Raw genomic sequence first — 24,747 nt, forward strand, 5'->3', positions numbered from 1 at the left:
GTTCCGGCAACCTGATCAGGGAGGTTCCCGCCTATCTATAGGCATGCCCTGCAAGCGGATGCCGGTCGGATCGTTGGCGGCCCCGAAATGTGGGAAATCCACCGTGCCTTATACTGTCGCAATCTGTTGACCGAAGCCTCGTATGCGCCTGAGCACCATCAAACTTGCCGGTTTCAAGTCCTTCGTGGACCCGACCACCCTGCACCTGCCGAGCAACATGATCGGTGTGGTTGGTCCGAACGGCTGCGGCAAATCCAATATCATCGACGCGATCCGCTGGGTGATGGGCGAGAGTGCAGCCAGCCGTCTACGTGGCGATTCGCTGACCGACGTGATCTTCTCCGGCTCCAACACGCGCAAGCCGGTCGGTCAGGCGACGGTCGAGCTGATCTTCGACAACAGCGATGGCTCGGTCCAGGGCGAGTACGGCCAGTACGCAGAGATCTCGGTAAAACGTCAGGTCACCCGCGATGGGCAGTCCGCTTACTACTTGAACGGCACACGCTGCCGCCGCCGCGATATCACGGATCTGTTCCTCGGCACGGGCCTCGGTCCGCGCAGCTACTCGATCATCGAGCAGGGCATGATCAGCCAGATCATCGAGGCGCATCCGGAAGAACTGCGTACGCATCTGGAAGAGGCCGCCGGCATCTCCAAGTACAAGGAGCGCCGGAAGGAAACCGAGAGCCGCATCAAGGCCACCCGCGAAAATCTCGATCGTGTGCGTGATGTGCGCGACGAGGTGGACAAGCAGCTCGATCACCTCAACCGCCAGGCCCGCGCGGCCGAGCGCTGGAAGGCGCTGAAGGAAGAGCAGACGCGCAAGGAAGCCGAGCTGCGTGCGCTGGAATACCGTGGCCTGAAAAGTCAGCACGACGGCGAAGGCGCCGACTTGTCGGCCGCCGAAACCGAAATCGAAAAGCAGCTCGCCGGCCAGCGCCAGATCGAAGCGCAGTTGGAAACCGTGCGCGAGCGCCACACTGGCGCCAGCGAACATTTGAACAGCGTCCAGGCCGAGGTCTACAAGGTCGGCGCCGAGATCGCGCGCGTCGAGCAGCAGGTTCGCTACAGTCGTGAAACCGCCGATCGTCTGCAGCGCGCGCATGTCGATGCCGAGCGCGAGCATGACGAGCTGGCCACACATATCAGCACCGATCGTGCACAGGTCGAAATCCTGCGCACCGCACTGGCCGAAGGCGAACCGAAACTCGAGGCGCTGCAGCAGCTGCAGGACGATACCGCCGAAGCCCAGCGTGATACAGAAACCAAGCTGGCCGACTGGCAGCAGCGCTGGGACAGCCACACGCGCCATGCCGGTGAGTCCAGTCGCGCAGCCGAAGTCGAACGGACCAAGCTCAATTATCTGGACCGGCAGGGGATCGATCTTTCCAAGCGTCGCGAAGCGCTGGAAGCCGAGCAGAAGGCGACCGATGTCGCTGCTCTCGATGTGGCCGGCGAGCAGTTGCATGCCGATCATGACACCCAGCGCGAACGCGTCGAAACGCTAGGCAGCCTGCTCGATCAGCACAAGCTTAGCCACGAAAAAGTGCTCGACGAAGAACGCCAGGTGCAGTCGAGCCTCAATGAAGCACGGCAGCAGCTGCAGTCGGCCCGCGGTCGCCACGCCTCGCTCGAAGCGCTACAGCATGCGGCGCTGGGGCAGGAAGAAAGTGCCGCCAGTGGATGGCTGGCTCGCTTGGGATTGAACAAGTCGCGTCGATTGGGCGAAGCGCTGCAGGTCGATGCGGGTTGGGAGTCCGCCGTCGAAACCGTGCTCGCTGGCTTGCTTGATGGTGTACTGGTCGAAAGCCCGCTCGGTCTGGTCTCGGAATTCGGCAGCCTCGGTGAGGCCGATATCGCGCTTCTTGCTTCTGCCGATGGCGGGCAGGGCGTAGCCGATACGTTGGCTGCCCGCGTACATGGTCCCGTGGCGGCGCTTCAGCTGCTTGCCAACGTACAGACAGCTGAAACGCTGGAAGAGGCCAGTCGGCTCGTTGCTACGCTGAGCCCACATCAATCCATCATCACCCGCGACGGCGACTGGTTGGCGCCGCACTGGGTGCGCGTGCGTCGTGCGCAAGGTAATCAGGTCGGCGTGCTGGCACGCGAGCGCGAATTGCGCCTGCTGACCGAACAGATTGCGACACTCGAAGCGCAGCTTGAGGAAGATGGCGAACGGCTGGAAACATTGCGCACCGGCAAATTCGAAGTCGAGCGCGCCCGTGACGATGCCCAGCGTGAGCTGTACAACGCGCATCGCAAGCAGTCGGAGCTGGCCGGTCAGCTGCAGAGCCATCGCGGCAAGCTGGAAACCGCCCGGGCTCGCGCTGCCAAGGTCAACGACGAACTGAACGACTTGGCGAACCAGATCGACGAATTGCAGGACCAGACACGCGAGGCACGCGCACGGCTGGATGAATCCGTCGGCCTGATGGGCGATCTGGAAGACCAGCGGCGTGAGCTGGAGAACGAGCGTCGCACGCTGCTTGAAGCACGCGAGGAAGCACGAATGAATGCGCGCGAGGCGGCGGACCAGTCGCACGCGCTTGCCCTGGGGCTGGAATCGCGTCGTTCGGCGCTGGCCTCGCTGGAACAATCGTTGGGCCGCATGGACACGCAGCTGGCACAGATCGCCTCGCGTCGTGCTGACATCATCGAACAGCTGGCGGCGGGTTCCGACCCGATCGCGGAGCTCGAAGCCGAGCGTCAGACCTACCTCGATCAGCGCCTGCTGGTCGACAAGCAACTGGTGGAAGCCCGCCGCGCGCTGGAAGATTGCGATAGCGAGTTTCGTCGTCTCGAACAGGAGCGCCAACGCGCCGAGCATGGGCTGAGCGCATTGCGCGAAGGCCTGTCGCAGAAGCGACTTGCTGCGCAGGCGTTGCAGATGCGCGCCGAGCAACTGGCCGAAGCGATCCGTGAATCCGGCCTTGAACTGGAAACGCTGCTGGCCGAACTGGCCGACGACATCGACGCGAATCAGTGGCGCCAGCAGCTCGGCGAACTGAGCCAGAAGATCGTGCGGCTGGAACCGGTCAACCTCGCCGCCATCCAGGAACATGCGGAACAGAGCGAGCGCAAGACCTATCTTGATAACCAGCTCGCCGACCTGGTCAGCGCGATGGAAACGCTGGAAGGCGCAATCAAGAAGATCGATCGCGAAACCCGCCAGCGCTTCAAGGAAACCTTCGACAAGGTCAATGCCGGCGTGCAAGAGCTGTTCCCGCGGCTGTTCGGCGGCGGGCACGCCTATCTGGAGCTGACCGGCGACGACCTGCTCAATACTGGCGTGGCGATCATGGCGCGGCCACCGGGCAAGCGCGTCTCCAATATCACCCTGCTGTCAGGTGGCGAGAAAGCACTGACAGCAGTTGCGCTGGTGTTTGCCATCTTCGGCCTCAACCCGGCACCGTTCTGCCTGCTGGACGAGGTCGACGCGCCGCTGGACGAAGCCAACGTGGGTCGCTTCTCCAGCCTGGTGCGCGAGATGAGCGAAAAAGTGCAGTTCATCTTCATCAGCCACAACAAGGCCACCATGGAAGCCGCCACCCAGCTCTGCGGCGTGACTATGCGCGAACCGGGCGTGTCGCGATTGGTGCAGGTGGATCTCGCGGAAGCAGCTAAACTCGCAGGCGCTGCCTGAGGACATTCTGATGACCATGCAACCCGTGCTCGCCTTTGCCTGGAACCCCGCTGTCGGCATTCCGCTGCTGATCGTCGGCATCATCGTACTGGTCCTGATCTGGCTGTTCGGTCAGCCGAAGAAGGAGCAGGGCAAGCGACGTGTGATGCCGACGCCGCACGCCGGAGAACGACGCGAACCCACGCTTGGCGATGACGCCGACGGTAACGAGCCCTCGTTCAGTGCGCGCGACTCGTCCTATGACGACGCCTTCAATACCCCGATCAAGCCGAAGCAGGGCGAGCTGGATGTCGGCATGCGCGAGGAACTGGAGCGTCTGGGCGCTACGTTGTCGGGCGAGCGCCCAAGCGCCAAGTCGGCATCGCGGCTGGTGGGGCACGCGGCCTCGATTGTCGATGCGCTGCGCGCGCCCAGCACTCCCGATGAAGCGAAGCATGCCGTGACGCAGCCTGAAGCGGCTGCGCCGGAACCGGTATCGGCACCACCCGTAGCAGCACCGACGCCGAAAATCCCGCCCCGCTCCGACCTTGGCCGACGTCCGGCGCAGCTGGCGGTCGAACGCATCGTTACCTTGTTCGTGGTGGCACGCGAAGGTGAGCATTTCAACGGGCCGAACATGGTTGTTGCTGCTGAAAAGGCCGGCCTCGAGTTCGGTGATATGGGCATCTACCATCGGCTGCTTGATGGCAAGCGTGAGCTTGGTCCGATCTTCAGCGTGGCCAATATGCTTAAGCCGGGCAATTTTGATCTGGGCCGACTCGATGCACTGCGTACGCCAGGCGTGAGTTTCTTTATGACCTTGCCGGGCCCGTTGTCCGCGCTGGATGCATGGGATGCGATGTTGCCGACCGCGCAGCGCCTGGCCGAGTTGCTCGATGGCCATGTGCTGGACGAGGAGCGCAACGCGCTCGGTCGTCAGCGGATAGCGCATATCCGCGATCAACTGCGTGGCTGGGACCGCGATCACGAAGGCAAGGAAATCATCTTCGGTCGCTGAGTTTCGCCAGGCACGGTGGGCCGCCAGCGGATCGACTAGCCAGATACTGACAAGGCGTCGATGGCACCAAGCAGCGCATCTGCTCCATAGGGCTTGAGTATGGATGCCGTGCGCGAATCTTTCTGGATGTCGCCGATATCCAGGCGTCCCGTAGCGAACAACACAGGCAGGTTGGGCGATAGCGCCCTCAGCCGATGTACCAGTTCGATACCCGAGGCATCCGGCAAGCCGATATCCGTCAGCAGCAAATCGATGCGCTGCTCGCCATGAATCCGAACAGCCTGGGCGGCATTATCGGCTTCCAGCACGCTATGGCCGCGGGATTCAAGCATCTCGGCAACGCTCATGCGAATCAATTCGTCATCCTCGCATAGCAGAATCTGTAGCGGCCGGGCGACCTGTGGCTGCAATCTGCGAGTGGCAGTATTTCCCGGGTGTGGCGAGCCAGGCGCCGCCGCCGCGTTGCGCTTCTGCTGGCTGTCCAGTACCTGGCGAAGCTTTCGCGCCAAAGCTTCGTGCGTGTAGGGCTTGCTCAGCAGCTCGACGCCCTCGTCCAGGCGGCCACCGTGCACGATGGAATTTTCCGCATAACCCGAGGTGAAAAGTATCGCCAGATGCGGCAGGCGGTGGCGTATCTGGCGCGCCAGCTCAGGGCTCTTCAGCTCACCCGGCATCACCACGTCGGTAAACAGCAGATCGATGGTGACGCCGCTATCGATGATGGTAAGCGCGCTTTCGGCATCCTTCGCCTTCAGCACGCGATAGCCAAGCTCATCCAGCAACGCAACCACGGTATTGCGTACTGCCTCATCGTCTTCGGCCACCAGAATCGTTTCCCTGCCACCAGTGATCGGGCCGGATTCCTGGTCGATGCCCCGATCCTCCGACTGCGTCGAACGCGGCAGATACATCTTGATCGTGGTGCCATGATCCGGTTCGCTGTATATCTTGACGTGGCCACCGGACTGCTTCACGAAGCCGTATACCATCGACAGGCCCAGACCGGTACCGCGGCCCTCCGGCTTGGTAGTGAAGAAAGGTTCGAAGACTTTTTCGACGATGTCAGATGTCATGCCGCAGCCGGTGTCGCTGACCGCAATCATCACGTACTGGCCGGGGCCGGCTTCAGAATGCTGGTACGAGTAGCCTTCATCGAGTGACGCGTTTCCCGCTTCGATAGTCAGACGTCCTTGGCCATCCATCGCATCGCGCGCGTTGAGTGCGAGATTCAGCAGTGCGTTTTCAACATTGCCCGGATCAATCAGCGTGTTCCAGAGTCCGTCCGCAATCAACGTTTCCAGCTCGATGCCTTCGCCCAATGATCGCCGTAGCAGATCGTCGAGATCGCGAATAAAGCGGGCGACGTTGACTACCTTCGGCGCCAATGGTTGGCGTCGTCCAAACGCCAGCAACTGCGAGGCGAGCTTCGAGCCGCGCGTCACGCCGGCCATCGCATTCTGTACGCAGCGCTCAGCCCGCTCGTTACCGGCTACATCGTTGCCGAGCAGCTGCAGATTGCCGCTGATGACCTGTAGAAGATTATTGAAGTCGTGCGCAATGCCACCGGTGAGGTTGCCGATCGATTCCATTTTCTGGCTCTGGCGCAGCGCGTCTTGGGTCTTGATCAATTCGGCCGTACGCTCGATGACGCGCTCTTCCAGCGTGGCGGCAAGATTGCCAAGCGCCGCTTCCGCCACCTTCTGATCATCGATGTCGGTGCTGCTGCCAATCCAGCGTTCGATTTCGCCATCGCGATTGGTGATGGGAACGGCGCGCGCGAGGTGCCAGCGATACATCCCATCGTGGCGACGCAGCCGAAGTTCAGTCTGGTAGTTCTCGCCCGTGGTGCGTGCCTTGAGCATGGCCTGCATCGTCGGATTGACGTCTTCCGGGTGAACGATGCGGAACCAATCTTCACCCTCCAGTGAACCCCACTCAACCCCTGCGTAGGCATAGACGCGATCGTTGAACCATTCAATCTTGCCATCGTCGGACGTGGTCCAGACGTGATTGGGCATCGACTGGGCGAGCGTGCGGAAGTGGGTTTCACTTTCACGCATGGCATCTTCGGCGGCTTTACGTTCGGAGATTTCCACAAACAGCACGGCGAAGCGCTGATCATCCACCTTGCGCGCACGCGCTTCAAACCAGCGATTTTCCAAAGTGGGTATATGGACTTCCATCTGCGTGGATTCGCCCGACTCAAGCACCAGCGCGTAGGCGTCGATCACCGATTCGGGAAGGTTGGGAACAAGTGCACGGATGGATTGACCCATGGAAGACCGGATATTCAGCCCGGACTGTTTTTCGAAGGCGGGGTTGAGTTCGGTGATGAGGAAATCGACCATACGTCCGGCAGCATCGCGCACAGCCTCGCCGACAAAAAAACCCTCCTGCATTTCCTCGAACAGGTTGCGCCAACGGACTTCGCTCTCGACCACCGCCTCTTCGGCTTTTTTGCGGTCGGTAATATCCATCGCGATACCGATGTAATGCAGTCGATCCGAGCCATCCAGCACCAGCGTTTCACCCCGACGCGCAATCCAGCGGATCTCGCCGGTTTTCGGATCGACGCGTCGGAATTCGGAATAGCTGAGTGGGTTGGGCAAATCCAGGCGGTTTGGGCCTATCGCATGACGGTCATCGGGATGCACCAGGCTGATCAATAACGTATCAGTGACATCTTCGTTCGGACTCAGGCCCCACACCCGCCGATACTGATCGGAAACCTCCAGACGACCGGCTTCCGGATACCACTCGAACGTACCCACACCGCCGGCTTCCTGCGCAATGCGAAGGCGCTGTTCAGCCTGAAACTGCTGGGTGGCATCCCTGATCAGCGCCAGCACGCCGGCTGGCACCCCATCGGCGCCGACCACTGGGCTGTAGAGAATGTCTAGCCACAGATCCGACGGTTCGTCGGGGTGCATCAGCACCATGTGCTGATTGCGGTAAGTAAGGTTGATGCCGGTCAGCACTTGCTCCATCGCATTCGCGGTGAAGTCAGCCACTTCCGGCCAGCCATCCCGCACGGTCTTGCCCAGTAACGCAGGATGCCGGGTGCTGACGATCTTGCTGTAGGCATCGTTGTAGAGCAGGTAACCCTGTTTACCCCACATGAGAGTCATCGGTAAATCACAGCGCAGGATCAGCGCCGTCGCCATCTTCAGCGACTCGGGCCAGTGTTCGATTTTGCCCAGCGCGGTTTTGCTCCAGTCGAACGTGCGAATCAAGCCAGCCGTTTCGGAGCCTTCGCCAAGAAACGGAAAATGATCGATAGCAGTGATATCAGTCATAAGGGCCAAATCACAAAATGATGATGCTGAAAGGAAACAAGTGATCGAATTTTAACGGGGTGGTCCGCACTAATGGCGCAATGGGCATTGCTCGCCCCCAAGTATCGCTTCTCATAGTTGCAGAGAAAGACGCCGCTGTGCCTGCCTTGCATTTGATCATGCGCCAATCCGACGCAAAAAAAGCCTTGGCGTTGAGCGTCACGTATTTGATGTGTCAGTCTTGTTTCATTAGCTTTTATTTCGCGCCGCATCAGTGAGCCATTACCGTGAAGACCTCGATCCAGGCACTTGTTCGCAAGCTCAGAGTCCACCGTGGTGCGGCGGTTTCGAACCCTAGGGAAACCATCGGCGTAGCGATGCTGCTGAGCGGGGCAGGCGGCTTTCTGGATGCATTTACCTGGCTCGGTCACGGCGGCGTATTCGCTAATGCGCAAAGCGGCAATGTAGTGCTTCTCGGTATTTACGCTGCGTCGGGTCAGTGGGATAAATCGCTGCGTCATGTGCCGCCGATCGTCGCGTTTTTTGTGGGTGTATTCGTGGCCTTTCGACTGCGCGCGCACGAGTCGCGCAGCGCCCGGCAGCGCTCGGCGCTATTAAGTCTTTCGATTGAAATCGTCTTTCTGCTGGTGGTGGCCGCGTTGCCACGCAATTTTCCGGATATTCCCATCGTGCTTGGCGTGGCCTTTGTGGCCGCACTGCAAAGTACCAGCTTCGCCAAGGTCGAAGGATCGCCATACAGTTCGGTGATGACGACAGGCAACCTGCGCCGAACCGCGGAATTATTGTTTGCCGGAATTTTTCCGCCGCGCGACGCGGTGGCACTGCATCAGTCGCGCATTTTCATGATGGTCTGCTCGAGCTTTGCCATTGGCGCCTGCGCAGGCGGGTTGGCCACTGCCAAACTCGGCAACCTTTCGGTATTGCTGCCGGCATTGGCGCTTTTGCTGGCACTTGTTCGCTGTATCGATAAACGTCGCGATGAATCGAGCGGCTGAAAGTTCCGATCGCTGTCGTCACCAGCGGTGGTTAAACCGCGTCCAACTGATATGCGGTGTGCTGGCGATACACGGTGCCTGGGCGCAGTACGGCACGTTCGGCAGTGGCGCTGTTGATCTGGTCGGGAAATGCCTGTGCCTCCAGACATAAACCGTCGAAAGCTTGGTAAAAGCCGCCGCTGCGCTTGGGTGACGCAGCCAGATATTGACCAGTGTAAAGCTGTAGGCCCGGCTGATCCGTGGTTACCGTAAGTCGGCGACCGCTGGCCGGATCGATTACCTGCGCGACCTTGCGTGGCTGGCCGTGCGATTCGCCCAAGCAGTAGCAGTGATCGAAACCACCGGCGACGGACAACTGCGGGTGCGGCCAGCTGAGGCGTGAACCCAGTGGCGCGGAATGACGAAAGTCGAAGGCACTCCCAGCCACGCTTTCCTGGCCTGCAGGAATCAGCCCGGCATCGACGGCCAGAAAATCTTCAGCATCGATCCACAGCAGATGATCGCGAATATTCCCACGCGCACCACCAAGGTTGAAGTAAGGATGTGCGGTGAGGTTGATCGGTGTGGGCTGATCACTGCGCGCCTGATAGTCGAGATTTAGCGTGCCGTCGTCGTGTAGTGTGTAACGAACCTGCACATCAAGATTGCCGGGGAAACCGCCTTCGCCATCAGCTGAGTGCAGGGTCAGCAGCAGGCTGTCGCCATCCGTATCGACTTGCCAGACGGCTTGATGAAACCCTTCGTGGCCACCGTGCAAGTGGTGACCGTTATTATTGCGGTCGAGTCGATACGTGACGCCGTCCAGTTCGAAGCTGCCGTTGCGGATGCGGTTGGCCCAACGACCGATCAGGGCGCCGAGATACCCAAGCCCTTCCGCGTAAGCGAGCGGATCGGCATGGCCAAGCACCACGCCTTCAATGCGGCCGTGACGATCCGGCGTGTGCCAGCTCAACAGGCTGCCGCCGAGGTCGCTGATATCGACGCGCATGTCCTGCGCGTTACGCAGCGTCCAGCGATGCACCTTGCGGCCATCGGCCAGCGTGCCCCAGCGCACGGCATGGGGAACGTGGGCCGCATTTGGATACGTCAGGGAGGTCATGCAGAGCTGCCGGTGGAGTCGGTGATTTCGGCGCCGCGGTGCTGCGCCTGAAACTGTTTGGGAGTGAGGTTGTATTCGCGGCGGAACACCGCGTACATGTATTGCAGCGAGGTGAAACCGCAACGCACGGCGATATCGGCCAGCGGCAGCGATGAACTGATCAGCAACTCGCCAGCGTGTTCCAGCTTGTGCTGCAGCAACGCCTGATGCACGGTCTGTTTCAGCTCGCGGCGAAAGTGTTCTTCGAGTGCGGTGCGCGATACGCCGACATAATCGGCTACCTGTTCGGTCTTGACACCGAGGCAGCCGTACTGGCGAATGTAGTGGCGAGCGCGCATCACCAGCGGACTGCGCAGTGGCTGATGCCGACTCGACGATTGCACGTTGATACCGACCGGCGGCACGATAATACGGGTCTGCGAATGGTCGGCGCCACGTAGCATCTGATGCAGCAGATGCGCCGCCGTGCGGCCCATTTCCTCGGTGCCTTGCATCACTGACGTCAGCGGTATGCGCGTCAGCATTTGGGTCAGCGGATCGTTGTCGATGCCGACGACTGCCACCTGTTCGGGCACGGAAATTTTCGCCAATTGGCAAGCCTGAACCAACTGGCGTGCGCGCGCATCGGTGACGCAGAGAATGCCGATCGGTTTGGGTAATTCCTGCAGCCATTCGACCAGTTGCTCGGACGCATTGTCCCAGCCACCGGCGCTGGTCGGTTGGCCGCGAAAAATCGTTATCGGCAGTTCGTCCGTCAGCAGTTGCTGGGCGTAGGCGGCTTCGCGTTCGGCGGCCCATGCATTGCCAGGAGCTGGTGGCAGGCCGTAGTACGCAAAGCTGGAAAGGCCTTGATCGATCAGATGGCGATAACCCAGCTGCACGAGTTTGGCGTTGTCGGTGGCGATATAGGGAATGTGTTCGGGATACCGCGCGGCATTTGCATACGAACCACCGACAGCCACCACGGGCAGAGCAGATTTGCTCAATGCCTCGACCACCTGCGGGTCATCAAAGTCGGCGATGATGCCGTCACCGTGCCAGCGTTCGATGCCCTGTACGCGGCTGCGGAAATCCTCTTCCAGATAGAGATCCCACTCGACCCGGGTCGAGTTGAGGTATTGGCCGATGCCCGCGATCACCTCACGGTCATAGCCTTTATTTGCGTTGAACAGCAGCGCGATGCGATGCGGTGGCGGGGAGAGTCCCATAGGCGTTTCGATAGTCCGGTACGGTATGGCGAATGGGTCAGAATTTCGCGCTGCCAGAAGCTCGCCGCGAAGCGTTGATCACTCGGCAAGTGTAGACGCTATCACGCGCCAAGCCCGCTAGCATGCCGCATTGCCACAGTGAAAATGATCATCGCCACAACAAATTTCGCAATTGCCTGCAAGGGTAAGGACTGTGCAGCATTCGAGGATTACTGGGATCTGCTGACTGGATCTCTGTCAACCCGATCTCAATGCAGCATTCAGTGGAGTTTCCCATGTCTTATTTCGACCCCATTGCACCGATCAGCTACGAAGGTGCCAATGGTGACAATCCACTGGCCTTTCATCACTACGATGCCAAGCGCCAGATTCTCGGCAAGAGCATGGCCGAGCACCTGCGTCTGGCCGCTTGCTACTGGCATACCTTTGTTTGGCCGGGCAGTGATGTATTCGGTGCCGGCACGTTTGATCGGCCGTGGCACAAGCCCGGCGATCCGATGCAGCAGGCAAAAGCGAAGGCTGATGCCGCCTTCGATTTTTTCAGTCGCCTAGGCATTCCGTTCTACACCTTCCACGACACCGACGTGGCGCCGGAAGGCAGCAACCTGACCGAGTACGCCAACAACTTTGCCGCGATGGTCGAGGTGCTGGAAGCCAAGCAGGCGCAGACCGGCATGAAGCTGTTGTGGGGCACGGCCAACGTGTTCAGCCATCCGCGCTATGCCGCGGGCGCGGCCAGTAATCCTCAGCCGGAAGTGTTTGCCTATGCCGCCACGCAGGTGTTCCACGCGATGGGCGCGACCAAGCGTCTCGGCGGTGCCAACTACGTGCTGTGGGGCGGTCGCGAAGGTTATGACACGCTGCTCAACACCGATCTGAAACGCGAGCGTGCGCAGCTGGGTCGTTTCTTCCAGATGGTGATCGAGCACAAACACAAGATCGGTTTCAACGGCACCATCCTGATCGAGCCCAAGCCGCAGGAGCCGACCAAGCACCAGTACGACTATGACACCGCCACGGTGTATGGCTTCCTCAAGGACTTCGGGTTGGAGCATGAGGTGAAGGTCAACCTCGAGGCCAACCACGCGACGCTGGCCGGCCATTCGTTCCAGCACGAGGTTGCCACGTCGATCGCATTGGGCGTGTTCGGCAGCATCGACGCCAATCGTGGCGACATGCAGAATGGCTGGGACACCGACCAGTTCCCCAACAGCGTCGAAGAGATGACCCTGGTGGTTTACGAGATTCTTCGCGCCGGTGGCTTCGTCAACGGTGGCTTCAACTTCGATACCAAGGTGCGCCGCCAGAGCAGCGATCCGGCCGATCTGTTCCATGGCCATATCGGTGCGATCGACGTACTGGCGCTGGCGCTGGAACGGGCTGCCAAGATGATCGAGCGCGACACCTTGGCGACGATGAAGGCTGCACGCTACGCGGGCTGGGATGGCGAGTTCGGTCAACAGGTGCTCACCGGCAACTTCACGCTGGAGGCTTTGGCCGCCGAAGCGGCCAAACGAAATCTGCAGCCGCAACATGTGTCAGGCCAGCAGGAAGCGCTGGAGAATCTGGTGAATCGCTATGTCTACGGTTGATCGTTTGCTGATGTCGGCAAGGTCGCCGGAGTAACGCGGCCCATGTTCATCGGTATCGATCTGGGCACGTCGTCAGTCAAGGCGGTGCTGCTCGACCGCAAGGGTGAGGTGCGTGCCAGCGCATCCACCGCGTTGATCTTGTCGCATCCGCAGCCGGGTTGGTCCGAGCAAGATCCCGCGGCATGGTGGCAGGCTACGCTGGCATCGGTGGATGCGCTGCTTGCCGATGCGAAAAAGCACGGCATCGCTGCCAATGAGATCGCCGGCATCGGCCTTTCCGGCCAGATGCACGGCGCCACATTGCTTGATGCAAACGATGAGGTGCTGCGACCGGCGATCCTGTGGAACGACGGCCGCTGCGATCTCGAATGCACGGAACTGGAGCAGGTACCGAACTTCCGCGCGATCACCGGCAATCTCGCGATGCCGGGTTTCACCGCGCCGAAATTGCTCTGGATACGCAAGCATGAGCCTCAAATTTTCGAGCGCATCGCCAAGGTGTTGCTGCCGAAGGATTATCTGCGGCTGAAACTCACCGGCGACTATGCCAGCGATATGTCTGATGCCGCTGGCACGCTGTGGCTCGACGTCGGCAAGCGTGCCTGGGACGATGAAATGCTGCGCGCTTGCGGGCTTGATCGTTCACAAATGCCATCGCTACATGAAGGGAATCAAGTCACCGGGCAACTTCGTGCGGAATTGGCCGAACGCTGGGGCGTTCCCCGCGTGCCGGTCGCAGCAGGTGGTGGCGACAACGCCGCCGGTGCGGTCGGCGTAGGTATTGTCAAGCCAGGGCAGGCGATGCTGTCGTTGGGAACCTCTGGCGTGTTCTTTGCTGTTTCCGATGGTTTTTTGTCGCGGCCCGGACAGGCCGTTCACAGCTTTTGCCACGCTTTACCGAATACATGGCATCTGATGAGCGTCATGCTCAACGCCGCCAGCTGTCTGGATTTCACCGCACGATTGGTCGCTTACGAGGGTGTACCGGGGTTGCTCGGTGATGCCGAGGCGTCGAACGGAATCCATGCCAAAAGCCCCTGGTTTCTGCCCTACCTCAGCGGTGAACGCACGCCGTACAATGACAGTCATGCGCGCGGCGCATTCGTGGGTTTGAGTAGTGATACACAGCGCGCCGATCTGGCTAATGCCACGCTGGAAGGCGTGGGTTTCGGTTTGCTCGATGGTTTGCTTGCCGTGGAGGCCGCCGGACTGAGATCCGACGACATTACGGTGATCGGCGGCGGTTCGCGCAGTGCCTACTGGATACAGATGCTCGCCGACATTCTCGGCAAGCCGCTGCAACAGCGTGTGGGCGGTGACGTGGGCCCTGCGCTGGGCGCTGCGCGGCTCGCCCATCTGGCGGCAGAGCAGGGCGCCGTTGTGGCCGACGTTTGCCCGTCACCACCCTTGATTTCGCGATTCGATCCTGTTGCGTCGCGTCATGCGTTTTATCGCGAACAAAGGTATCCGTTGTTTGGAAAGTTGTATTCGCAGTTGCAGCCACTTTTCACTGGTGCCGAAGCTGGCGCTGATTCTGTCCACTAAAGACGCACGTCACTTGCATGGGGAATTTCATGAAAAATAAAACGCTCCGCACTCTTACACTTTCCGCTGCCGTTGCTCTGGCCGGTGGCTTCGCGGCCATGCCTGCGCATGCCAGCAAGGAAAAACCGGTTATTGGCTTTTCAATCGATGATTTGCGCGTCGAGCGCTGGACGCGTGACCGTGACTATTTCACCGCCGCGGCTACCAAGCTGGGGGCGAAGGTCTACGTACAGTCCGCCGATGCCAGTGAAGAGCGCCAGATCGCGCAGATCGAGAACCTGATCTCGCGCAATGTCGACGTGCTGGTGATCGTGCCGTTCAACGGCAAAGTCCTCGGCAACGTCATTGCCGAAGCCAAGCGCGCTGGTATCAAAGTGGTGGCTTATGATCGCCTGATCCTGAATGCCGATGTCGATGCCTATATTTCGTTCGACAACGAGAGGGTGGGTGAGATGCAGGCACAGGCGTTGGTCAACGCGGTTCCCAAAGGCAATTATTTCCTGCTCGGCGGTTCGGCCACCGACAACAACGCCAAGGTTTTTCGTGATGGCCAGTTGAAGGTGCTGCAGCCGCTGGTGGCAAAGGGCGATATCAAGATCGTCGGTCAGCAATGGACGCCGGAATGGGATCCGACCAACGCACTGAAAATCACTGAGGATGCGCTGACCGCCAACCACAACAACATTCAGGCCATCGTGGCTTCCAACGACGGCACGGCCGGTGGTGCGATTCAGGCACTCGCTGCGCAGAAGCTGGCAGGTAAAGTGGCGGTATCCGGACAGGATGCGGATCTCGCCGGCGTGAAACGCGTTATCTCGGGCACCCAGACCATGACGGTATACAAGCCGCTGAACAACCTCGCCTCGCAGGCGGCACAGCTGTCAGTCGATCTGGTTCGGGGTGTTGCGCCCAAATTCACCGACAAGATGAATAACGGCACCAAGGACGTCAACACCGAGCTGCTGACGCCAACCCTGCTGACCAAGCAGAATGTCGACCTGGTGATCAAGGACGGTTTCTACACGCATGCGCAGGTGTACGGTAATTAATTGAAGTTCGGGCAGGAGGCGCATCGGTCATCGGTGCGCCTCCTGTGTTTCAATGCTTGATGTAGTGATCGACGCCGCGACTCTCGCGGCAGTTTGTGTGGAAGCAGTGGAGTGAGCGTGTGAGTGAATATCTGTTCGAGATGCGCAATATCGTCAAGGAATTCTCTGGCGTGCGGGCGCTCAACGGCGTGAGTCTGGCGGTGCGACCTGGCGAGTGTGTCGGCCTGTGTGGCGAGAACGGCGCCGGCAAATCTACCTTGATGAAGGTACTGTCCGGTGTGTATCCCTATGGCAGTTTCGAAGGCGAAATCCTGTGGGAAGGCCAGCCGCTGAAGGCCTATTCGGTACGCGACAGCGAGAAGGCTGGCATCGTCATCATCCATCAGGAGCTGATGCTGGTGCCGCAGCTGTCGGTTGCCGAGAATATTTTCCTGGGCAACGAAATCACCAAGCCCGGCGGGCGCATGGATTATGACGCCATGTATCGTCAGGCCGACGCGTTGTTGGCGCGTCTGAAACTGAAAGGCGTCAACGTCGCCGCGCCGGTGATGAACTACGGTGGCGGCTATCAGCAATTGTTCGAAATCGCCAAGGCACTGGCCAAGAACGCGCGCCTGCTGATTCTGGACGAGCCCTCCTCATCACTGACCTCCAGCGAGATCGACGTACTGCTGTCCATTATCGAGGACCTCAAGCGCGAGGGTGTGGCCTGCGTCTACATCTCACACAAGCTGGAAGAGGTCGCCAAGGTATGCGACACCGTCACCGTGATTCGCGACGGCGAGCACGTCGCAACCAAGCCGATGGCCGAACTGAATACCGATGGCATCATCGCCATGATGGTCGGTCGCGAGATCAAGAATCTCTATCCGCGCAGCGAACATGCCATCGGTGAAGTGATCTTCGAGGCGCGGCACGTCACCTGTTGGGATATCACCAATACCAGTCGCAAGCGCGTTGACGATGTGTCGTTCGAATTGCGCAAAGGCGAGATCCTCGGTGTTGCCGGACTGGTCGGCGCCGGTCGCACCGAGCTAGTGTCAGCGATCTTCGGAGCCTATGCCGGCAAGTCGACTGCCGAGCTCTTCATGGACGGCAAGCCGATCAAGGTGAAGACACCCGAGCAGGCGATTCGCGCCGGCCTGTCGCTGGTGCCGGAAGACCGCAAGCGTCAGGGCATCGTGCCGATGCTCGGCGTCGGCGACAACATCACGCTGGCAACGCTGCAGCATTATTCGCATGGCGGTCATATCGACAAGAATGCCGAGCTGGCCACGGTCGACCGCGAGATCAAGCGCTTGCGCGTAAAGACCGCCAGCCCCGCGCTGGCAATTGCGGGTCTATCCGGCGGCAACCAGCAGAAAGCGGTGCTGACCAAGATGCTGCTGCCGGCGCCTAAGGTGCTGATTCTCGACGAGCCCACGCGCGGTGTCGACGTCGGCTCCAAATACGACATCTACCAGCTGATGTTCGAGCTGGCCGCTAAGGGGGTGTCGATCATCATGGTGTCGTCCGAGCTGAGTGAAGTGTTGGGTGTCAGCGATCGTGTGCTGGTGATCGGCGAGGGTCATTTGCGCGGTGATTTCGTCAACAAGGATCTGACCCAGGAACGTGTGCTGGCCGCGGCGATCGACGCGAAGCCGCAAGCAGCCTGATTTACCGGGTTTCAATCTAGACCGGCTTTCGATCAAACTACTCCATCCGATTTTTGCAAGGCAGACCTTTCGGCCTCTTTGGGAACCAGATATGCAAGCTCAGCAAGTGCAGCAGTTTTTCGTACGCTACAAGATCATCGCGCTGCTGCTGGCGGTGGCCGCGATCTGGATTTTCTTCCACATCGGCACGGACGGCGACTTCATTACGCCGCGCAATGTCGCGAACCTGCTGCGGCAGATGTCGATCACCGGCATGCTCGCCTGCGGCATGGTCTTCATCATCATCTCCGGTGAAATCGATCTGTCGGTAGGCTCGCTGTCGGGACTGCTTGGCGGTGTGGTGGCGATACTCACCGTCAACATGCACTGGGGTACGCCAGCGGCCATCGCCGCCGCGCTGGTCGTGGGCCTTGGCATAGGCCTATTCAACGGTTTCTGGGTCACCAAGCTGCGCGTGCCTTCCTTCATCGTTGGTCTGGGCGGCATGCTGGCATTTCGCGGCATCCTGCTGGGCATTACCCACAGCGCCACGATTGCGCCGGTGCCGGATGACCTGATCTATCTGGGACAGGGCCTGGTACCGATTGGCCTGTCGCGCGTGCTGGGTGGCGTGATTTTTCTATTGCTGCTGGCCATCACGGTGATGCGCCGTCGCCGTCGCAACAAGCTCGAATTGAAGCAGATGCCGGTGTGGATGGATGTTGTCAAGCTGGTGGTCATCGGTGCGGTGATCATCGGTTCGTTGCGCATGCTCAACGATGCCGGCGGCGTGCCGGTGCCGGTGATGATCCTGTTGGGGTTGCTTGGCATTTTCTCGTATATCTCGACCCAGACCGTATTCGGCCGACACATCTATGCGGTCGGCGGCAATATGGAAGCGACGCGCTTGTCAGGCGTCAACGTGGCACGGGTCAAGCTGGCTGTGTTCGCCATGATGGGGGTGATGTGCGCCTTCGCTGGCGTCATCAATACCGCGCGCCTCGCCGCGGGCTCACCCTCGGCCGGTACCAGTGGCGAACTCGATGCCATCGCCGCCTGCTTCATCGGTGGTACCTCGATGCGCGGCGGCTCCGGAACCGTGCACGGCGCGTTGATCGGTGCGCTGGTCATGGCCAGCCTCGACAACGGCATGTCGATGATGGACGTCGACACCTTCTGGCAGATGATCGTCAAAGGCAGCATCCTGGTGCTGGCCGTTTGGGTCGACGTGCTGTCGGGCTCCAACCGCGGTTAATCCAATATCCGAGTGGGCAGGATCGCTGGAATCCATCATCGCGAGCTTTGGCCCATCCTTACGTAGACTGCCTTGGCACAGGCTCGCCAGCAGCGAGTTGGGGCGTTGACAGCGTGGCGCTAAGACCGGCTGGCGCTGGCTTCCGCGCCGGGGCAGTTGGGGTGGAGCGATACGCAGGTGCGCTGAAACGCCTGTGACTATCCAAGTACGCCATGACCGGTACATATCGCCGTCAAGCGGACGTTTCGGAAAGAAAGGATGCTCATCGAGTTGGATCACCATCGCCCACGGTTACGGAGAACGCGAATGAAGACATTAGGCTTGGTACTCGTACTGATGATTCTTTGCATGGGCGCGGCACAGGCTCAGCAAGCGACACCTACGCGTATGGCGTTCGCTCCCGGGGAGCTCAATGCGGTTTCCTTGTATGGCCGCGCGCAAGCCTTTCATGACATTGTTCAGGTACAGCATTGTGAACAAATCAACGCGCAAGCCGTGACTGCGATCAATCAGCGATTTGAGTACGTGCGTGCGCAATTGGCGGATCGCTTCGGCGAAAAAGCGGTGCCGGTAGATCACCCGCTGCCACCTCAAATCGCGGGTCAATCCTGCGATTCGTTGACGATCGATTCCTACAGCCGTCATGTGAAGGAGCTCGAACAGTATTTATCGAACTTGGGGGCCTCCGGGCAGGCGACACCCAGCACACCTTTGCCCGAAGCCTCGAGCCGTGCACCGGTCGACGATAGCGCTCTCGACCAGCTTTTGCAGCAGGCTGAGGCCCAAATCAAGGCAGGCAGGAATACAGATGCCATCAATGGTCCGCTGGCACAGGTTATTCATGCCTATGAAGCAGCCTATGCGCATAGCCAGAAGCGGCTCTATTGCGCCGAATCCTTGACGGAAAGTCTGCTCTATCTGGCTACTGCTGCCAACCATCATCAAGAGGCCCAAGTCTTGAGCAAGCCCGCTTGGGCATTGGCCTATTACCTTCGCGGATACGCTTACGGCGCACTCAGCGACACCACAAATGCCGAAGCTAGCCTTAAGCAAGCGTTAGAGCTTTCGCCGTCCAATGCACAATTTTTGTCTGAACTTGGGAATGTTTACGAAAATCAGAAGAACTGGTCGGCTGCGCTGAAAACATTTCAGAGTGCGGACGAAGCGGCCGACGTAGCTCGACCCGAGCAAAAGATTTCTCTCCGCTGTCGTGCCCTGCGTGGTCAAGGCTATGTGCTGGTGGAGCTTCACCAGCTAGAGGATGCGGCGCAAAAATATCAGAACTGCCTCAACATCCATCCCGGGGATCAGTCGTCCATCAATGAACTGAATTACGTCAGGGGACTACAGAGCAAAGCAGCTCAGTGATTATTGTTCACGACAAGGGCAGCGCAGCGGAAGCGCCCGCTGCCAAGCTCTAGCAGCAGGTGAGCAGGATCCAGTGCGAGTCGATGTTGGGTTGGCCTTACCAGAGGCCGTGTCACGCATAGGAATACGGCAGGCCGCAAGGCCTGCCGTATTCCTGTCGGAAAGAACGCGTGATGGTTTACTGGGCGTTGTCCTTGGTGACCAGCTTCAGTGGTACCGAGATTTTCGCTTCAACTGTCTGACCATCGATCACGCTCTTGGCGCTCTTGACGCCGAGCTGACCGATCAGCTGCGGCTGTTGCGCGACGATGGCGGCGATCTTGCCGTCCTTGACGGCCTGTATACCGTCAGGTGTGCCGTCGAAGCCGACAACGAGTACATTGGCGCGCTTGGCACCATCGAGCGCACGCACAGCGCCGAGTGCCATCTCGTCATTCTGCGCAAAGATCGCCTGTACATCGGGATGACCCTGCAGCAGGTTTTCAGTGACGCTTAGGCCCTGCGCACGATCGAAGTTGGCCGGCTGCTGGGCGATGATCTTCAGACCAGAGCCTTTGATCCCGTCGTCGAAGCCCTCGCCGCGGTCACGCGCGGCGGAGGTGCCGGGCACGCCTTGCAGTTCGATCACATTGCCCTTGTTGTCGAGTGCCTTGATCAGGAACTTGGCCGCATCGTCACCGCCCGCCACGTTGTCCGAGGCAATGTGGGTGACGACCTGGCCGCCGTCGACGGAGCGATCCAGCGTGATCACCGGGATGTGCGCGTTGTTGGCCTCTTTGACTGCACCGGCAAGGGCAGAGGAGTCGGTTGGGTTAAGCAGGATCACCGATACCTTTTTTTGGATCAGATCCTCGACGCTGGAGATCTGCTTGGCCGGATCGTCCTGCGCGTCGACGACGGTCAGGGTGTAGCCGTCTACTGCAGCTTCTTTCTGCGCGCCGTCTTTCAGCGCCACGAAGAACGGATTGTTCTGGGTCGAGAGGGCGAGGCCGATCGTCTTGCCAGCGGCGGCAGCCGGGGCGCTGCTGGAAGCCGCTGACGGAGCCGAGGAATCCGTCGGACCTTGCTGGCTGCAGGCAGCGGCGAGAAGGGTGAGGGCCGAGACAGCGAGTAATTCGAATTTACGCATGTGATGTGCTCCGATGGATGTTCGAGAAACGATCGATGGAAAAGCGGCGGCCGCGGGAAACGCTGGTCGTCATTGAAAATTTACTTGCGACGATCCAGCAATACGGCGATAAGAATCACCGCACCCTTGACCACCTGCTGGTAGAAGGACGACACGCCGAGCAGGTTGAGGCCGTTGTTCAAGAAGCCGATCAGCAGTGCGCCGACCAGCGTACCGAACAGCCATCCGCGTCCACCGGCCAGGCTTGTGCCGCCAAGCACCACGGCGGCGATTGCATCCAGTTCGTAACCGCTGCCGGCGGTGGCCTGTGCCGAGTAGAGGCGCGAGGTGAGCACGATGCCGGCGAATGCGGAAAGCAGGCCCGACAGGCCATACACACCCAGCTTCATCGCGTTGATACGTACGCCAGACAGCCGCGCAGCTTCTTCGTTACCGCCCAATGCAAACACGTGGCGGCCGAATACGGTGCCGCGCAGCAGGAACGCGCAGAGCAGAAACACGCCGAACATCCACACTACCGGGTTGGGAATCAGATGCGCGATATAGCCATCGCCGAGCAATGCAAAGCTGTTGTTGGACACGCCAATCGGCTGGCCCTGCGTATACGAAAGCGTCAGACCACGCAACAAGGTCATCGTGCCCAGCGTGGCGATGAAGGGCGCCACGCGTCCCCAAGAGACCAGCACGCCGTTGATCACGCCCAGCAGCAGACCAAGGCCCAGGCCGGCGCCAATAGCCAGTAACATGCCGTGGCCGGACGCCATCACACCGGCGGTGATCGCGCCGGTAAAGGCGAGGATCGCGCCGACCGACAAATCGATGCCGCCGGCCAGAATCACGAAGGTCATGCCGAAGGCGATCAACGCATTGATCGATACCTGGCGCAGCACGGTGAGCAGATTGCCGGCATTGAGAAAGTCAGGGCTAAGTACGCTGAGTGCGATCAGCAGCAATAGCAGGCCGATCACCGAACCCAGTCGTTGCAACAGCGCAGCGCCGTTGCCAAAAGAAAATCTGTTGGTCATTACATTCGTACTCATCATGTTCAATGGCCGCCGGTGGCGGCGAGCATTACGGTTTCCTGGGTGGCCGTGGCGGCATCAAGCAGGGCGGTGGCATGCCCCTCATGCATGACCAGGATGCGATCGCTCATCGCCAGTACCTCGGGCAGCTCGGAGGAGATCATCAGGATCGCCACGCCGTTCTTCACCAGCTGATTGATGATCTGGTAAATCTCGGCCTTGCCGCCGACATCCACGCCACGGGTCGGCTCGTCGAGAATCAGCACGCGTGGTTTCAGTGCCAGCCATTTGGCCAGCACCACTTTCTGCTGATTGCCGCCGGATAGCGCTCGCACCGGCAACTCCATATCGCGGGTGCGGATTTTCAGCTGTTCGATCAGGCCCTGGGTCTGTCGCTTTTCCGTCGCGCGATCAATGATGCCGGCACGCGATGGAACGCGCGGCAGGCTGATGTTTTCACGCAAGCTGAGATCCAGCACCAGTCCCTGGGCTTTGCGATCCTCGGTGACAAAACCGAGGCCGGCGTGAATCGCCTGTACTGGTGTGCGGGTATGAATCGGCTGGCCGTCCAGCAACACGCGGCCATGAGTCGCCTTGTCCAGACCGAACAGCAACCGGGCCAACTCGGTGCGACCCGCCCCCATCAATCCGGCAACTCCAAGCACCTCGCCGGCGCGCAGATCGAAGCTGATGTCATGCACATGCTTGTCGCCGAGTTGTTCGACCTTGAGCAGGATCTCGCCAGGCGTGACTTCACGGGTGGGAAATCGTGCCTCGAGGCTGCGGCCGACCATCATCTGCACGACCTCATCCAGGCTCAGGCCTGGGATTGGGCGACTGCCGACGAAATGACCATCGCGCAGCACCGAAATGCGATCGCACAGCACGAAGATCTCCTCCATGCGATGCGATACATAGACGATGCCGGTGCCCTTGCTGCGCAGCTCGCGGATCAAGGCGAACAGCGTATCGGTTTCGCGTTCGCTAAGCGCAGCGGTCGGCTCGTCCATGATCAGTACGCGCGCGTTCTGGCCCAGCGCCTTGGCGATCTCGATCATCTGCTGCTGACCGATCGAGAATCGCGCAACAGGAAGGTCGGGATCGATCGACTGCATGCCTACGTGAGCCAACCATTCGCGCGCACGCTGGCGCATCGCGCGCCGATGCAGCAAGCCTAGGGTGTTCAGCTCGCGACCCAGAAAAAGATTCTCGGTCACGCTCAGATGGGGAATCAGGTTGAGTTCCTGATGGATGATCGCGATACCGTGTTTCTCGGCATCCGTGGTCGAACCCATCGATACCGTTTGGCCATCTACTTCGATTTCGCCGGCGTCTGCCTTATGTACACCGGTGAGTACTTTCATCAGTGTGGATTTTCCAGCGCCATTCTCGCCCATCAGCGCATGCACTTCGCCAGGCAGCAGCTCGAAGTCAACGCCTTCCAGCACCTTGACCGGACCGAAGGCTTTGCGGATGCCGCGCATGGTGACGAGAGGCGTACTGATGGCAGTGCTGGGGACGGGTGAATTCAAAACGTGACACCCGCATGCAGGATGACATTGGCATATGGTGCGGTTTCGCCGGTACGCACTACCGCCCGCGCTTGCGCACAGCGCTGCTTGAACGATTCGTGGCTGGTTTCCTCCACCGTCGTGCCTTCGCTTTTCAGTTGATCACTCAAGCGCACCAGCGCCGGGTTGTGCTGATGGATTTCACTGGCAAACGTCACCGCTTCCACGGCAAGCTCTGCGTGGATGGCGTCGAACACCTGCGCAAAGCTTGGTATGCCCGGTAGCACGGCCAGATCGATGCAAGTTACGCCCGGTGGAACGGGCAGGCCGACATCGGCAATGACCAGGGTGTCGGTATGGCCCATCGCGGCAATCAGCCGGTTGAGTTCGGCGTGCAGAAGCCCCGATCGCCTCATGGCTGCTGTTCCAATAGTGCTTCGACCTCGGACAATCGCGGCATACCGCCTTGTGCACCAAGTCGTGACACGGACAGTGCAGCTGCGGCGCAAGCTTTTTTCACCGCGATGGCCAGACCTTCGTGCAGAAAAACTGCCAACGCGGCATTGAAGGTGTCGCCAGCGCCCGTGGTATCGACGACATCGACATGAAAACCGCGCTGACGCGTCGGTTCTCCGTCTTCGCGGTACCAGGCACCTTCAGCGCCCCGCGTCAGCACGATGGGGCAGGGCACGCGCCGCATCAGCGCTCGAAAGTCTTCGTTCGAATCGGCGTCTAACAGCGTCGCCAGCTCATGTTGGTTGGGTGTGACGTAGCGAACGAGCTTCAGCCACTCGGGCGACAATGGCTGGGCGGGAGCGGGATTGAGGATCACCGGCACGCCGAGCTGGTGACCGAGTCGTACGGTGGCTTCCACTGTCTCAACGGGAATCTCCATCTGCACCAGTACCGCATCAGCGCGTTCGATCAGCGCTTTCGCGCGCTCGACTTGCTCGGGTGTAACTCTGGCATTGGCGGCAGGTACCACGAGGATATGGTTGTCGCCCTGCGCCACGGTGATGGAGGCGGTACCACTGGCGCAGTTGTCGATCGAACAGACGTGTTCCAGATCGATGCCTTCATCCGTGAGTCCTAGCCGTAGTTGGCCACCGAACGCATCATCACCGAGTGCCCCGATGAGTGCCACCTGTGCCCCGAGTCGAGCGGCTGCCACGGCCTGATTGGCGCCTTTGCCGCCGTGTACGGTGAGAAAGTGATCAGCCGTCAAGGTTTCGCCTGGTGCCGGAAAGCGTGGTGCCAGCGTGACCAAATCCATATTGATGCTACCGACAACGACGATGCGTGTCATAAGGAGAAACCGTAGCGACGAAACGAAAGGGGAATAAGCATAAACGTAGGCATGTTATGTCGATGGAATCCAAGGCGATCTCTGTAGAGACGATATCA

The 24,747-nt window shown here is 60.0% G+C and carries 17 protein-coding genes; 9 read left to right on the forward strand and 8 right to left on the reverse strand.

All coding sequences use genetic code 11. The annotated features are described in order from the left end of the window. Positions 1 to 142: 142 nt before the first annotated feature. Entirely contained in the window at positions 143 to 3,643 is a 3,501-nt protein-coding gene (gene smc / locus HDE80_RS16355) for a chromosome segregation protein SMC (RefSeq protein WP_184672676.1), read from the forward strand. 10 nt (positions 3,644 to 3,653) lie between these two features. Continuing rightward, positions 3,654 to 4,640: a cell division protein ZipA gene (zipA, locus tag HDE80_RS16360; protein ID WP_184672678.1), complete on the forward strand. Its 987-nt coding sequence runs from the start codon at positions 3,654 to 3,656 to the stop codon at positions 4,638 to 4,640. Positions 4,641 to 4,675: 35 nt separating this feature from the next. Here the strand turns inward: zipA and HDE80_RS16365 are convergent, their stop codons facing one another. After that, complete coding sequence (locus tag HDE80_RS16365; protein ID WP_184672680.1) at positions 4,676 to 7,936, reverse strand: PAS domain S-box protein; 3,261 nt, start codon at positions 7,934 to 7,936, stop codon at positions 4,676 to 4,678. Between the two features lie 266 nt (positions 7,937 to 8,202). On the opposite strand from HDE80_RS16365, the gene HDE80_RS16370 reads away from it, so the two are divergent. After that, complete coding sequence (locus tag HDE80_RS16370; RefSeq protein ID WP_184672682.1) at positions 8,203 to 8,931, forward strand: YoaK family protein; 729 nt, start codon at positions 8,203 to 8,205, stop codon at positions 8,929 to 8,931. A 31-nt stretch (positions 8,932 to 8,962) separates the two neighbouring features. Here HDE80_RS16370 and HDE80_RS16375 read toward each other — a convergent pair whose 3' ends face one another. Both HDE80_RS16375 and HDE80_RS16380 read right to left on the reverse strand, forming a co-directional pair. Continuing rightward, positions 8,963 to 10,030 carry an aldose epimerase family protein gene (locus HDE80_RS16375; RefSeq protein WP_184672684.1) on the reverse strand — a complete coding sequence of 356 codons (1,068 nt, stop codon included), beginning with the start codon at positions 10,028 to 10,030 and terminating at the stop codon, positions 8,963 to 8,965. After that, on the reverse strand, positions 10,027 to 11,238 hold the full coding sequence (locus HDE80_RS16380; RefSeq protein WP_184672686.1) for a DNA-binding transcriptional regulator: 1,212 nt from the start codon (positions 11,236 to 11,238) through the stop codon (positions 10,027 to 10,029). The genes HDE80_RS16375 and HDE80_RS16380 overlap by 4 nt, the downstream gene beginning before the upstream one ends. Positions 11,239 to 11,513: 275 nt before the next feature. On the opposite strand from HDE80_RS16380, the gene xylA reads away from it, so the two are divergent. The 6 genes from xylA to HDE80_RS16410 all read left to right on the forward strand — a co-directional run bounded on the left by xylA (position 11,514) and on the right by HDE80_RS16410 (position 19,681). Next, positions 11,514 to 12,830, forward strand: coding sequence for a xylose isomerase (gene xylA, locus HDE80_RS16385; protein WP_184672688.1), 1,317 nt, complete (start codon positions 11,514 to 11,516; stop codon positions 12,828 to 12,830). Between the two features lie 42 nt (positions 12,831 to 12,872). Continuing rightward, positions 12,873 to 14,375 carry a xylulokinase gene (gene xylB / locus HDE80_RS16390; RefSeq protein WP_184672690.1) on the forward strand — a complete coding sequence of 501 codons (1,503 nt, stop codon included), beginning with the start codon at positions 12,873 to 12,875 and terminating at the stop codon, positions 14,373 to 14,375. Positions 14,376 to 14,404: 29 nt separating this feature from the next. Continuing rightward, positions 14,405 to 15,424, forward strand: a complete 1,020-nt coding sequence (gene xylF / locus HDE80_RS16395; protein ID WP_184672692.1) for a D-xylose ABC transporter substrate-binding protein — start codon at positions 14,405 to 14,407, stop codon at positions 15,422 to 15,424. A 119-nt stretch (positions 15,425 to 15,543) separates the two neighbouring features. Further along, positions 15,544 to 17,079 carry a xylose ABC transporter ATP-binding protein gene (locus tag HDE80_RS16400; protein ID WP_184604199.1) on the forward strand — a complete coding sequence of 512 codons (1,536 nt, stop codon included), beginning with the start codon at positions 15,544 to 15,546 and terminating at the stop codon, positions 17,077 to 17,079. A 91-nt stretch (positions 17,080 to 17,170) separates the two neighbouring features. Beyond that, a complete protein-coding gene (locus HDE80_RS16405; protein WP_184604201.1) occupies positions 17,171 to 18,313 on the forward strand; it encodes a sugar ABC transporter permease in 1,143 nt (380 codons plus the stop codon). A 306-nt stretch (positions 18,314 to 18,619) separates the two neighbouring features. Then, on the forward strand, positions 18,620 to 19,681 hold the full coding sequence (locus HDE80_RS16410; protein WP_184672694.1) for a tetratricopeptide repeat protein: 1,062 nt from the start codon (positions 18,620 to 18,622) through the stop codon (positions 19,679 to 19,681). 178 nt (positions 19,682 to 19,859) lie between these two features. On the opposite strand, the gene rbsB is transcribed toward HDE80_RS16410, so the two are convergent. The 5 genes from rbsB to rbsK all read right to left on the reverse strand — a co-directional run bounded on the left by rbsB (position 19,860) and on the right by rbsK (position 24,649). Next, positions 19,860 to 20,810: a ribose ABC transporter substrate-binding protein RbsB gene (gene rbsB, locus HDE80_RS16415; protein ID WP_184672696.1), complete on the reverse strand. Its 951-nt coding sequence runs from the start codon at positions 20,808 to 20,810 to the stop codon at positions 19,860 to 19,862. A gap of 80 nt (positions 20,811 to 20,890) precedes the next feature. Further along, the gene (locus HDE80_RS16420; protein ID WP_184672698.1) at positions 20,891 to 21,835 is read right to left on the reverse strand and encodes a ribose ABC transporter permease; all 945 of its coding nucleotides are present in this window, start codon (positions 21,833 to 21,835) and stop codon (positions 20,891 to 20,893) included. Between the two features lie 20 nt (positions 21,836 to 21,855). Beyond that, positions 21,856 to 23,364, reverse strand: coding sequence for a sugar ABC transporter ATP-binding protein (locus HDE80_RS16425; RefSeq protein WP_255483867.1), 1,509 nt, complete (start codon positions 23,362 to 23,364; stop codon positions 21,856 to 21,858). Further along, a complete protein-coding gene (gene rbsD / locus HDE80_RS16430; protein WP_184672700.1) occupies positions 23,361 to 23,759 on the reverse strand; it encodes a D-ribose pyranase in 399 nt (132 codons plus the stop codon). The genes HDE80_RS16425 and rbsD overlap by 4 nt, the downstream gene beginning before the upstream one ends. Then, positions 23,756 to 24,649 (reverse strand): ribokinase, encoded by an 894-nt coding sequence (rbsK, locus tag HDE80_RS16435; RefSeq protein WP_184672702.1) that lies wholly within the window; start codon positions 24,647 to 24,649, stop codon positions 23,756 to 23,758. Before rbsK ends, rbsD begins: the two co-directional genes overlap by 4 nt. Positions 24,650 to 24,747: the final 98 nt, after the last annotated feature.

The sequence above is a fragment of the Rhodanobacter sp. A1T4 genome (assembly GCF_014207185.1).
In the GTDB taxonomy this organism is placed as follows: Bacteria; Pseudomonadota; Gammaproteobacteria; order Xanthomonadales; family Rhodanobacteraceae; genus Rhodanobacter.

Coding starts and splice junctions, on each gene's coding strand:
- rbsD (WP_184672700.1), bottom strand. CDS start 23,759: ATGAGGCGATCGGGGCTTCTGCACGCCGAACTCAACCGGCTGATTGCC.
- smc (WP_184672676.1), top strand. CDS start 143: ATGCGCCTGAGCACCATCAAACTTGCCGGTTTCAAGTCCTTCGTGGAC.
- HDE80_RS16375 (WP_184672684.1), bottom strand. CDS start 10,030: ATGACCTCCCTGACGTATCCAAATGCGGCCCACGTTCCCCATGCCGTG.
- HDE80_RS16365 (WP_184672680.1), bottom strand. CDS start 7,936: ATGACTGATATCACTGCTATCGATCATTTTCCGTTTCTTGGCGAAGGC.
- HDE80_RS16410 (WP_184672694.1), top strand. CDS start 18,620: ATGAAGACATTAGGCTTGGTACTCGTACTGATGATTCTTTGCATGGGC.
- HDE80_RS16420 (WP_184672698.1), bottom strand. CDS start 21,835: ATGACCAACAGATTTTCTTTTGGCAACGGCGCTGCGCTGTTGCAACGA.
- xylF (WP_184672692.1), top strand. CDS start 14,405: ATGAAAAATAAAACGCTCCGCACTCTTACACTTTCCGCTGCCGTTGCT.
- HDE80_RS16380 (WP_184672686.1), bottom strand. CDS start 11,238: ATGGGACTCTCCCCGCCACCGCATCGCATCGCGCTGCTGTTCAACGCA.
- xylA (WP_184672688.1), top strand. CDS start 11,514: ATGTCTTATTTCGACCCCATTGCACCGATCAGCTACGAAGGTGCCAAT.
- HDE80_RS16405 (WP_184604201.1), top strand. CDS start 17,171: ATGCAAGCTCAGCAAGTGCAGCAGTTTTTCGTACGCTACAAGATCATC.
- rbsK (WP_184672702.1), bottom strand. CDS start 24,649: ATGACACGCATCGTCGTTGTCGGTAGCATCAATATGGATTTGGTCACG.
- xylB (WP_184672690.1), top strand. CDS start 12,873: ATGTTCATCGGTATCGATCTGGGCACGTCGTCAGTCAAGGCGGTGCTG.
- zipA (WP_184672678.1), top strand. CDS start 3,654: ATGACCATGCAACCCGTGCTCGCCTTTGCCTGGAACCCCGCTGTCGGC.
- rbsB (WP_184672696.1), bottom strand. CDS start 20,810: ATGCGTAAATTCGAATTACTCGCTGTCTCGGCCCTCACCCTTCTCGCC.